General features: G+C 47.3%; 12 protein-coding genes and 2 pseudogenes. 4 read left to right on the forward strand and 10 right to left on the reverse strand.

Annotation, left to right across the window (positions count from 1 at the left end; genetic code table 11):
• Nucleotides 1–92 precede the first annotated feature (92 nt).
• The 3 genes and pseudogenes from SSCH_RS13145 to SSCH_RS18435 form a co-directional block, all read left to right on the forward strand.
• Nucleotides 93–461, forward strand: a pseudogene (locus SSCH_RS13145) (sigma-70 family RNA polymerase sigma factor); the annotation flags it as partial.
• Between the two features lie 92 nt (nt 462–553).
• A complete protein-coding gene (locus SSCH_RS13150; RefSeq protein ID WP_044665856.1) occupies nt 554–805 on the forward strand; it encodes a DUF1540 domain-containing protein in 252 nt (83 codons plus the stop codon).
• Between the two features lie 16 nt (nt 806–821).
• Nucleotides 822–968 carry a hypothetical protein gene (locus SSCH_RS18435; RefSeq protein ID WP_156972295.1) on the forward strand — a complete coding sequence of 49 codons (147 nt, stop codon included), beginning with the start codon at nt 822–824 and terminating at the stop codon, nt 966–968.
• Nucleotides 969–1,057: 89 nt separating this feature from the next.
• Here the strand turns inward: SSCH_RS18435 and SSCH_RS13155 are convergent, their stop codons facing one another.
• Nucleotides 1,058–2,695, reverse strand: coding sequence for a peptidoglycan D,D-transpeptidase FtsI family protein (locus tag SSCH_RS13155; RefSeq protein ID WP_044665857.1), 1,638 nt, complete (start codon nt 2,693–2,695; stop codon nt 1,058–1,060).
• 271 nt (nt 2,696–2,966) lie between these two features.
• Between SSCH_RS13155 and SSCH_RS19535 the strand changes: the two genes are divergently transcribed.
• Nucleotides 2,967–3,134, forward strand: coding sequence for a hypothetical protein (locus SSCH_RS19535; RefSeq protein ID WP_198142472.1), 168 nt, complete (start codon nt 2,967–2,969; stop codon nt 3,132–3,134).
• Between the two features lie 34 nt (nt 3,135–3,168).
• On the opposite strand, the gene mltG is transcribed toward SSCH_RS19535, so the two are convergent.
• The 9 genes and pseudogenes from mltG to SSCH_RS19540 form a co-directional block, all read right to left on the reverse strand.
• On the reverse strand, nt 3,169–3,915 hold the full coding sequence (mltG, locus tag SSCH_RS13160; RefSeq protein WP_269746207.1) for an endolytic transglycosylase MltG: 747 nt from the start codon (nt 3,913–3,915) through the stop codon (nt 3,169–3,171).
• 28 nt (nt 3,916–3,943) lie between these two features.
• Nucleotides 3,944–4,231 (reverse strand): hypothetical protein, encoded by a 288-nt coding sequence (locus tag SSCH_RS13165; RefSeq protein WP_198142473.1) that lies wholly within the window; start codon nt 4,229–4,231, stop codon nt 3,944–3,946.
• Nucleotides 4,232–4,505: 274 nt separating this feature from the next.
• Complete coding sequence (locus tag SSCH_RS13170; RefSeq protein WP_044665859.1) at nt 4,506–5,948, reverse strand: VanW family protein; 1,443 nt, start codon at nt 5,946–5,948, stop codon at nt 4,506–4,508.
• A gap of 79 nt (nt 5,949–6,027) precedes the next feature.
• Nucleotides 6,028–6,282 (reverse strand): DUF1292 domain-containing protein, encoded by a 255-nt coding sequence (locus SSCH_RS13175; protein WP_044665860.1) that lies wholly within the window; start codon nt 6,280–6,282, stop codon nt 6,028–6,030.
• Nucleotides 6,283–6,369: 87 nt separating this feature from the next.
• Nucleotides 6,370–6,792 carry a Holliday junction resolvase RuvX gene (gene ruvX, locus SSCH_RS13180; RefSeq protein WP_044665861.1) on the reverse strand — a complete coding sequence of 141 codons (423 nt, stop codon included), beginning with the start codon at nt 6,790–6,792 and terminating at the stop codon, nt 6,370–6,372.
• A 9-nt stretch (nt 6,793–6,801) separates the two neighbouring features.
• Nucleotides 6,802–7,755 carry an aldo/keto reductase gene (locus SSCH_RS13185; protein ID WP_044665862.1) on the reverse strand — a complete coding sequence of 318 codons (954 nt, stop codon included), beginning with the start codon at nt 7,753–7,755 and terminating at the stop codon, nt 6,802–6,804.
• On the reverse strand, nt 7,755–7,991 hold the full coding sequence (locus tag SSCH_RS13190) for an IreB family regulatory phosphoprotein (RefSeq protein ID WP_232294481.1): 237 nt from the start codon (nt 7,989–7,991) through the stop codon (nt 7,755–7,757). The genes SSCH_RS13185 and SSCH_RS13190 overlap by 1 nt, the downstream gene beginning before the upstream one ends.
• A gap of 271 nt (nt 7,992–8,262) precedes the next feature.
• Nucleotides 8,263–10,900, reverse strand: a pseudogene (alaS, locus tag SSCH_RS22550) (alanine--tRNA ligase).
• Nucleotides 10,901–11,198: 298 nt separating this feature from the next.
• On the reverse strand, nt 11,199–11,414 hold a 216-nt coding region (locus tag SSCH_RS19540; RefSeq protein WP_198142474.1), incomplete at its 5' end, for a hypothetical protein.

Raw genomic sequence — 11,414 nt, forward strand, 5'->3', positions numbered from 1 at the left:
TTCGACAGATTGTCCTATGCAGAAATGCGCCAGGAACCGTCCCCCGTGCATCTGTTTGGCATATATTCCCGCAGGGTCATGACTTCAGCTTCGAGATCCTAATGTTCCTGCGCGCATCGAAAAAGAGCAGAAGTGAAGTCTATCTTTATGACCCCATCGGTACAGATAAAGAAGGGAATGAGATAACTTTGATTGATATTCTGGGCACAGACCCGGATACCGTCTCTGAATTGGTGGAAAAGTTTTTTGAGTCCCGCAGACTCATTGAAAAGCTGAAAAGTTTGAGCAGCAGGGATAGGAAGGTATTGGAACTGCGGTATGGGCTTGGCGGGAAAAGGAGAAAAACCCAGCGGGAGGTTGCAAAGATCTTCGGTATTTCCAGAAGCTATGTTTCACGAATTGAGAAAAAAGCCATTAATAAACTGTTTCAAGAGCTTACCCAAAATAAACCACCCGTTTAACACAAAGTGGTACATAATAAATATTTATTATGGTTAAAACTATGATGAGACTAAAATCACCAAACTAAAAACAGCAAAAGGAGTGCTAGATAATGGACGAAAAACAACACATTCACTGCCTTGTGGACAGTTGTCACTACTGGAGTCAGGGAAACATGTGCCAGGCCAATGAAATCATGGTCACCTCTGACACCTTTGGATCCAGCCAGCCGGAAGAAGTAGATGCCAAACGGGCAAAATCACTTTCTCCCACACCGGTAGACAGCTGTATGGAAACCTGCTGCAAAACTTTCATCTCCAAGGATGGCGAAACAAAAGTTGACGGTATTCAAAAAATGACCTGAGCCAGGAGTGTTTCTTATGGATGAACAAAAACAGGACACTGAAGAGCCGCTGTTTGTAGAGGAAGATACGGGGTCAGCTCCTGTAGTCAACATCAACAAAAATATCAACAAAAATAAAAGCAAACCACGGGTTATCAACAGAAGGGGGCGGTTAAAGAAGTGAAAGATAACACCCGAGTAGGGTGTCGCTCTTTAAAGTCTAGAGCAGCGTCTCTTGGTACAAGACACGAAAGATGACACCCGAGTAGGGTGTCATTCTGCATCAATGCCCGTTAATAGTTCGACAATTTCTCTAAAAATAACTGCAGCACAATCACCACCTGAACCTCCACCCTCTATATAAACAGCGATGGCCATCTGAGGTTTTTCAAGAGGGGTATAGCCGACAAACCAGGAATCAATAACTGGTTTTTCTTGAGCATCCTCTCTTCCGGTTTCAGCGGAACCTGTTTTACCGGCACTGCCCAATCCTGGAATCTGTGCCTTCCTTCCGGTGCCATCGGCAACAGCAAGTTCCATCATCTCTTGCAGTTCTTTGGCAACATGAGATGGCAGAACTCTGCGGGGAGTAGAGTTTTTTTGAACAATGCTGGGTTTTTGGTATACTCCCCCTCGGGCAACTGTAGCAGCAAGCACTGCCAAATTTAAAGGGGAGATGGTCACCCCGTCCTGCCCAAGGGCAGCGTTCCCCACCTGACCGGAGAAGCCTCCGATCTGTACCAGGCCACCCTTTACAGGTGTATAACCGGTAATGCCCTCTTCTAATCCCAGGAGTTGAGAGTAATGCTCAAGTTTTTGGCTGCCCAGGCGCAGTGCTACCTCCACAAAAACCTGATTACATGAGTTGGCAAATGCCTCCCGAAAAGTTTGCTCCCCATGCCCCTCTTTTTTCCAACATGATATTTCCTCCCGGTTTTCAAAAACATATTTCCCGTTACAGTTAAACTTTTCATCTGGGTGGACAACCCCTTCGGTCAAGGCAGCAGCCGCAACCACAATTTTGAATATTGAACCTGGGTGAATAAGCTTCAAGCTGCGGTCGAATTCTTCACCTTGAAGAAAACCCTCATTATAGGAGTAGGATGGACGGCTGGCCAGTGCCCTGATTTCCCCGGAAGGGATATCGATCAAAGCGACAGCCCCTTTTTCTATGTGCTCATCCAGTACTTTTTCCACTGCTTGCTGGACATCCCGGTCAAGAGTGAGCACAACATCTTTCCCCTTGGTGACAGTACCCTTTTCCCCCCGCAGAAGCAGACCCCTGCCTTTTAACAATTCTCCGCGGCCATCTACAACAACACCCAGATTGATAACCGGCTCCGGGGGAGTAAGTTCCTTATTGTAAAACGCTTCGATACCCTTAATCCCTTTCTCTACCATGCCTTGGGTCACTGAACCTGTGGTGCATCCCACAATATGCCTGGCTAAAGTATTGTGCCCATACCGGCTGATCAGTGGGACAGCATAGATGCCAGGTATTTTCTGTTGGGATAGTTTCAGTGCCTCTTCTTCGGTCAGGGTACCCTTCAACAAAAAAGGTTTTCTGCTGTTTATTTTATCACTCAACAATATTTCCACCTGTTGACTGTACTCCGGAAGCATGGTTGACAACTGCTCAACCGCAGCGGAAGGGTTACAAAGAAGGGAAGGAAAAACAGCCAGATGGTAGATCCCCTGGGAATCCAACAGTGACCTACCTTCCCGGTCGAGGATATCCCCGCGAAAAACGTTCCCAAGTTCCAGACTGACCATCCTGTTTTCCACAGCTAGATTAGTCAGTTTTTCCCCTTGATAAAGCTGCAAATAGGCGATCTTTCCCCCTAAAATCAGGAAAACCAAAAGAAAACAACAAAAAAGTAAAACAATCCGTGCATTAATCCTGGAATACATAAAACACCCCCGGCTGATGACAGGGGGACGGGGGTCCTGTCATCCGGCCTCTTTTTTATCATCTGTGATGTCACTGAGGTGAAAGGGTGACAGAGGACGGTTCTCTGTCACCTCCCCGAATCTCCCGGGTGACTATCACCTATCTTATATACAATGCACCATATATAGCCATTTTATACAGGGTGCCTGTCACCTGGGGAGTCACCCGGGGAGAAGCATCGAAAAATAAGTTTTATCAGATTCGGAGAAATTAATATCGGGAGGTGCTTAAATGAAAGGAACTACCAGATACTGGTTGGTTGCTGGTTTAGACGCCATGGTTACTGGCGTCGGCATGATTCTTCCAAGAGGGCGGTTAAAAACAGCTGCCCTCAGCTTCGGCATGACACAGGTAGCCCTGGGGCTGTCTGGCATGTTGAAACCTGAGGTACGCCAATAACTATCTCAGGAACAGGGCACTGACAGGTGCCTTGTTACATTTTCTGATATTTTCTTGCTGCTTCCTGGTGCTCCCTGAAAGTTTTGCTGAACTGATGGGAGCCGTCTCCCCTGGCCACAAAAAAGAGATAATCTCCATCTGCCGGGTAGAGAACAGCCTTGATAGATGATGCACCGGGATTAGCGATGGGTCCCGGTGGCAATCCTGTATGCAGATAAGTGTTGTAAGGAGAAGGGTTTTGAAGGTCTTTAGTTGTTAATGTTTCCTTCTGTTTACCTAAAATATATTGAACAGTGGCACAGGATTCCAGACGCATCCCCCGCTGTAATCGATTCAAAAAAACGGCAGCAACCTGCGGGCGTTCCTCTTCCAGTTTAGCCTCCCGTTCTACAATAGAAGCCAGTGTTATGATCTCTCTCACACTTAAATCCACTTCATCTGCTCGCTGCTGCAGTTGCGGGGTAAATACTGTTTGGAACTTCTCCAGCATCAGTTTGATAATTTCTTCCTCAGACATCCCGGGGCGCAGCTCATATGTGGCAGGAAACAAGAAACCTTCCAAACGCTCATATCCTGTCTCAGAAATACCCTCTAAAAAAGAAAGGGGGTAATTGGCTCCCAGGGCTTTTTGAAAAAGCTCGCGGTCAGCAATTCCCTTCTGCACAAGCAGATCTTCAATTTGTTTGACAGTATAACCTTCTGGTATCGCCAGACGATAACCGGCAACCTTACCGCTGCTGATGCATTCTACTATTTCCTTCATCGACCAGTTATTGCTGATCTGGTATTGTCACCGGCTTGCATTTTTTTTATCCTGTCCTGTGAGACGCCCGTAATGGACAAAGAAGCGGCTGCTTTTGATCATCTTTATTGTCTGCCAGGGTTTCCCCTATGTCAACCAATGTCGAACCCTTGTTGATATTGACCGTAACTATTTGTGAGTTGCCTGGAGACAAACAAACAGGACCCATTAACCAATTGATACTGAATTGGACAGCGATCCAGATACTGCCGATCAGCAGGATAAGGGCACCCCAACGCAAAGGGTACTGATATGGGTTCAAAAAAGAGAGCAGAACCTCTCTAGATTTTGCCATAGATGATAACAGCCAGCTTTCCTCTCCTATTTTTATCATTATACCAGTTGTTACATACAGTGACAAGCTTCGACAGATACTGTTACAGTGGCTGTGTGCCGGAGTAAACGGGCCCACCCCTCCTGTGCATAAACGCGGGGATGATCCCCGCGTCCACACTGTGCTCTTTTTATATTTTGCTGACGAAAACCACCAACGATCATTGGTGACATCATTTCCTCAATCTAAACAAACCATAGTTCCTGGTATTACCCAGGTGCCTGTCACCGCTTTACTATGTTTCCGGTTCAGGTTCGGGTTCTGGTTCAGGTTCAGGTTCAGGCTCTGGTGGTTTTGGTTCTGGTTCTGGTTTAGGTTCAGGATTAGGATTTGGTCTAGGTTCAGCCGATGGTTCTTTGGTGCCGACCCTGACTACCTGATCAGTAGGCCTGTAGTAATTTTGAGAGAGCAGCTGTTTGCTGCCGTTGATGATGCGGTAAGCAGTGACCCTGTACCCTTTAGCACCGGCTTTTTCAACAACTGTTTTACCTTTGAGAAGGTTGGGGTCATCTTTCGTAGTTACCTTGGGATTGATGACACTATTGACCACCGTCTCCAGAGATACGTTCTTTCGCTGCTGCGTATTACCGAAAATCTTCATCGTCAAACTACCTTTGCCAACATAAGTTTTGATATAAATATGGGATTTTAAATTATTGCGGAATTTTAAGTCCTGGTATCCATAAGACACAGCGGCATCGCGGCCCAGGGGCACATAAGTAATTGCCAGGGAGTGATTACTCCTTTCAGTAATTTCAAGCCCTGCCAGCAGAACAGTATTATACAGTGTTGAAGATACCTGGCAGACCCCGCCGCCGAGACCGGGAACAAATACATTGGATTCAATAATTATGGCCTCACGGTAGCCACTTTTAGCGGTACGCGGGCCAACCCTTTTGTTGAAAGAAAACACTTCACCAGGTTTGATCAAAGTGTTATTGAGAGCCTTTGCTGCCAGGGCAATATTATAGGACCTGTTATAATTACTGGCATCAAATTTTGTTGTAAATGATGAGATTATCCCGTTGATGCCCATTGCCTCAATATCAGCTGTGCTAACCTTGGGAAGCTCTTCCTTGTACTGCAGCTCTATTTCTCCAGCAAAGGGCTGTTTGAATAATTTTAAATCATCCAAACTGACATCCAGATCAACAGCTATACCGGTTTTGCTGGGAATAATAGTTATCTGATCACGGTCATCGATGATCAGGCGTGCATCCTGCGGTTCGTCAAGACCTTCTGAAAAAGATGCTAATATTGACTCAACCTGTTGGGTATCGATCATCACCTCTGGACAGGGTATCACAACCTGCTTATGGTAAGCATACCATGTCTGGCTGATGCGTTTGCTGATAGACCCCTCCCTGCCTACCTGGTAAGCCTGTTGAGCAGGTTTTTTAGCATCAATGGAAAACCCAAGCTCTCCTCTGCTCAAGCTGACTCTTTCCTCACTGGCAGTGATCTCTACAGGCGCAGATAGAAACTCCTGCTGCACCTCTGATATCTTTTGCTCTGCTTCATCTTGGGTAAGACCACCCACCTCGATCCACTCAACCTGAACGCCCGGCACTATTTTGCCCTTCCAGGCTACAGATATATAAATAATACAACTCAAAATGATGATGACAAATACACCGATGGCCCCCAATAGAAGCAGGACCGGTTTATTCTTAAACACAGGTGTTCTCCTCCCCAAACCTTCCTGCTACAATATTACGCAGGGAAGATGCCTGGAATTACGGCAGGCTAAAACTTACTTACTCGAATTCCATTTCTTGATAAGCGTCAACAACCCGTCCCCATTCCTCTTCATCTTCGATTTCGCACAAGAATTCTTCCCCATCCTCATCCCTGACGAATTTAAAAATAATCTGTTCATCATCACCTACCTGTTGGAGGACAACGTACTCAGCATCATCCACAAAAAACTTCTTAATAAGGGTGAATTCATGCTCCTGTCCCTCTTCATCCTCAAGCACCAAACAGACATCTTCTTCCCAATCAGAGCTCATCAACGGGCAACCTCCTCATTAATTTAACTTCCATGAATTGCCATGATAAAAGGATATCCATTTTCATTATATCCTAATCCAGCCTTTTCACTCCTCCTGTTTCCGCCGCCAGGTCAGATAGTTATCGAGAATCAGGCAAGCAGCTATCCTATCGATTACCTGTTTTCTACGGCGCCTTCTCATGTCCCCCTCCAGCAAAGAGCGCTCAGCCGCTACAGTGCTCAAACGCTCATCCCAATATACTACAGGGATACCTGTCTCCTGGTGAAGCATCTCTCCAAAAGCAACATAGGAAGCGGCTTCCTCTCCTGGCCTCCCATCAAGGTGTCTGGGATACCCGATCACCACCTCTTGAACATCATATTCGCGGACCAGATCACAGACTAAATTAAGATCTTCCGGTATGTTGTCCCGTTTTATTGTTGTCACGGCCTGCGCTATCAGCCCTGATTGATCACTGACAGCGACACCGATCCTCTTTGTTCCCATGTCAAGCCCCAATACCCTCATAAAACACTCCTAGTAGACCTTAATATAGAAATAAGGACATGCCGCTGCACAGTACCCACACAGCAGACAGTCCTCTTCACGCACATGTGTCTTCCCATCCTGACCCAAATAGAGCGCACCCTGTGGGCAGTGTTTTATACACTCCTCACACCCCTCACACCAGGGGTCAATATGCAGCTGCCTCTTCGCCCTGCTGACCTGCTTCTTCAATCCATCGGAAACCGGAAGCCCGCTTGCTGCCAGGACATTGATCTCTATCTCCTGGCGCGTCTTCATCCCCACCGCTACAGCTGACGCAAAGGGCCGGCTGAAAGCAAACCTCAAGGCTTCGTCGGCCCGGGGCAATAGATTGCCTCCCCCCAGGGCTTTCATCAGATAGATTCCCTTGCCGGCAGCCGCAGCCTTCGTCAAGACATCTTCCATTTCCTGGCGTGTTCCATCCTGGATCCCCAGCCCTTGAATATTGAAAAGAGGGTGGATAACATCTATTTCCGGCAGTTCTGAAGCCGCCTGAGCCCCGGCGATCCGATGTGTAGAAATCCCCACAGCCCTCACCAACCCCTTTTCCTTTGCCTCAATTAAATAATCCAGAGCAGCTCTGTGACCGCGTATAGTCAGAGCAGATTCCTGCTCATGGAGGAGAAAAATATCGATATAGTCTCGGTCAAGCTCCTGCCTTGCCTTTTCCAGGCTTGCCTTCATTTCCTCTGCTGTTACAGAATATGATTTTGTAGTAATAACCAGGTCTTTGTCAGGACAGCAACATAGAAGCTGCTTGAGGTAGTGATAGCTGTCATAAATTTCGGCTGTATCAAAAAAATTAACCCCCTGCTCAACTGCGTATTTAAGTAACGCTGCACCTTCGGCAAGGGGAAGGTCTGCTTGCAATGGCCCCATAGTGAGAACCCCAAAGCAAAGGCGTGACACCCTGAGGCCTGTCCTTCCAAGAATACTATATTCCATTATTCACCTTTCTCAAGATAGCTTGTTACTAATTCTTCTATAAGCTCGTCACGTTCAAATCTCCGGATCAAGTTGCGGGCGTTGCGGTAATTGGTTATGTAGCCAGGGTCTCCTGAAAGAAGGTAGCCCACCAGTTGACTGATCGGGTTATATCCCTTCTCCTTGAGAGCAGCATATACAGCTACAAGGGTTTCCCCTGCAGAACCACCCTCTTCACTGCGAAACCTGTATGCCATTGTTTTATCCAGTTCATTTTCAGACATCCTGGTTATCACCCCTGGTATTGATTGGCATCTACACTTATTCTATTCTCTATGATCAGGTTTGATCCTTCTTGATCAGGAATAATATTTCAAAAGTTTACTACTTTCTGATAAATCCCTCTCATAAGGGAACTGTATGGTTGATTATGGAGTTAAACTACCCCAGCAGGAACAGGAACTTGGGCAGAGCTTGAATAACCTTTGATTCTTATGGAGTTAAACTGTCCCTTCCATAAGGGTTGGTTCACTGCTCCAACTGCTGAAGCAATACCTCTTTACCTTTTATTAATGCCTCCCCGAGGCGTGCAGGGTTTTTTCCACCGGCCTGAGCCATCTCCGGTTTGCCGCCACCCCCGCCGTCCACGACCCGGGCCACTTCCCTGAGCAGCTTTCCGGCGTGGAGCCCGCGACTTTTGATCAGATCCTTGCTGACAAAGCATACCAGGCCGGCCTTGTTGCCCAGCGGACTCCCCAGAATAGTCACACCTGAACCGAGTCTGTCCTTGAGCAGATCGCCCAGAGAGCGGAGTGCATCCATATCACTGGCCTCCACATTAACTGCCAGCAGTTTTACACCATCCACATCAACAATCTGATCCAGCAGGGAATCTACCTGGCCGCGCATGGCTTTCATCTGCAGCTGTTCGATCTCTTTTTCTTTTTCATGAAGCTGCTGCATCAATAACTCTAACTTGCTGACAACCTCATCTGATTCTACTTTGAGAATACTGCTCACACTGCGCAAAACCTCAGTCTGGTCCTGCCAGTAGTGCAAAAGGGCATCCCCGGTGAAGGCCTCGATCCGGCGCACCCCTGTGCCGATACCACTTTCGGAAATGATATGGAAAAACCCTAATTCACTTGTTCTGCGCACATGGGTACCACCACATAGTTCCTTGCTGTACTCACCGATCTCCACTATCCTGACCGTATCCCCGTACTTTTCTCCGAAGAGGGCAATGGCACCCTTTACTCGTTCATCATCATGCGCGGTTTCAAAGCAGTTAACCATAATGTTCTCCAAAATCCGTTCATTAACCTGATTTTCCACACTTATTAACTCCTCTTCGGAAAGAGGGGCAAAATGTGAAAAGTCAAAACGCAGCCGCTCCGGAGAAACAAGGGATCCCATTTGCTGTACATGATCCCCTAAAACATTCCTTAAAGCACTGTGCAGAAGGTGGGTTGCTGTATGGTTGCGTGCAGTCCTGAAGCGGCGCTGTTCATCAACCTGAGCAAGCACAAGGTCACCCTTCTGAACTGTGCCGCGGCTGACAAAGCCATGATGTATGACAACACCCTCCTCAATGCTTTTTGTGTCATTTATCATAATTTCACCATCAGCGGCACAAAGTTTCCCCTCGTCACCGACCTGGCCTCCACCCTCAGAGTAAAAAGGTGTCTGGTCCAATATAACCTGTACCTGCTCCCCCTGGATCGCTTTCACTTTTTCGCTTTCCATCTGCTATGATCGCTGTGATCTGGGAGCGGGCAGAGAGGTTCCCATATCCTGTAAATTTAGTTTTATCACCGCTGTAAGCGGTACAAACCTTGAAGCTGTCTGAGGGCACAGTTTCCACCCGTGCAGCCCTCGCCCGTTCACGCTGCTTTTCCATGGAGACTCTGAAGCCATCAAGATCGACATTCATGCCCCGCTCCGCCAGTATCTCCTGAGTCAGTTCCAGGGGAAACCCGAAGGTATCATAGAGCCTGAAGGCAACACCGCCAGGAAGGTTCTTTTCCCCGGATACCTCGACCTTTTCCAGCTGTTCCTGCAGAATCTGAAGCCCCTGCTCCAGGGTTTCGCTGAAGCGTTCTTCCTCCAGGGAAACAATCCTTTGAATATGACCGGACCGCTCTTTCAGTTCACGGTAAGGATCCTGATAAAGGGCGATGGTTTTGTCTGTAAGCCTTTTTAGAAAGGGATCCCTGATCCCCAGCAGCCTGCCATAGCGTACCGCCCGCCGCAGAATGCGGCGCAGCACATAACCACGTCCCTCATTGGAGGGATGCACTCCATCTGCTATCAGGAAGGACACTGCTCTGGCGTGATCCGCAATAACCTTCAGGGCAACATCACTTTTATCATCAGCCCCATAGCTGATGCCCGAAGCTATAGCCGCCTCTTCGATCAATGGAAAGATAAGATCTGTCTCAAAATTGTTTGGAACCCCCTGTAAAACTGAGGCGATTCGCTCTAATCCCATCCCGGTGTCGATGTTCCGGCGCGGGAGTTTGGAAAGCTTTCCATCTTCCTCACGGTTAAACTCAGTAAAAACCAGGTTCCAGACCTCCAGGTACCTGCCGCATTCACATTCCACTCCACAATCCGGGGAGCCACAGCTGTATGCCGGGCCGAGGTCGAACAGGATCTCTGAACAGGGCCCACAGGGGCCAACTGGTCCCGCTTCCCAGAAATTTGTGTCATCACCCAGAGGAATGATCCTCTCCCTGGGCACACCCATTAAATCATGCCAAATCTCTGCTGCTTCTTGATCATCGCGATAAACAGTAATCCAAAGATCCTCAGGGGGGAGCCCTAACTCTTTGGTAAGAAACTCCCAGGACCAGCCAATGGTCTCTTTTTTAAAGTAATCCCCGATAGAGAAGTTTCCCAACATCTCAAAAAATGTGTTGTGGCGTGCTGTCTTACCCACCTCTTCCAGGTCTTGTGTGCGCAAGCACTTCTGTGCAGTGGCAAGGCGCGGGTGAGGTGGTGTCACTTTCCCCTGAAAATAAGGTTTAAAAGGAACCATACCTGCAACTGTCAGCAGCAAACTGGGATCATCCTTGGGAACAAGAGATGCACTTGGCAGGATCAGATGATCGCGTAAGGCGAAATAATTAAGAAATTTTCTTCGTAATTCCGCACCGGTACTCAATATTTAACACTCCCGAGTAATTGCTCATTATCAGGCTAATTATAGTATACGATTTCAGTTATTGTCAATAAAACCAGTATCCCTACAGTACTGACGCATCAAAATGTTTAAAAATCTTGCGAGTACAAAAACTGGCGTTTTTATCACCGATTCCGAAGTTTTTTTGAAAAATATCCGTTCTACATGTGGTGGCACATCCTTTTCAAGCTATTTTGCTCCTTTTAACCTACTATAGCACCTTCAAATGGGCATACGGGTAGTGTACACCGTATTGAAACCGCTATGTTGAATAGAATTGCTAAGCTGCCGTTGGCCTTATTTTCCAATCATCATCCTGAACCAATCGCAGTTGGCCTGGGGATTTCATTAACTTGCGAATTCGCTTTGTATCTAAGGAATTGTAAATCATGTTTTTACGAAACTTTTCAATGAGTCTCCGAAACCCAACTTTTTTAGCATGTTCGGTTAGGCAAACCGAATGAAGCACCATTTCATTGAGCATCCGGCCAATATG

The sequence above is a fragment of the Syntrophaceticus schinkii genome (assembly GCF_000946815.1).
Taxonomy (GTDB): domain Bacteria; phylum Bacillota; class DSM-12270; order Thermacetogeniales; family Thermacetogeniaceae; genus Syntrophaceticus; species Syntrophaceticus schinkii.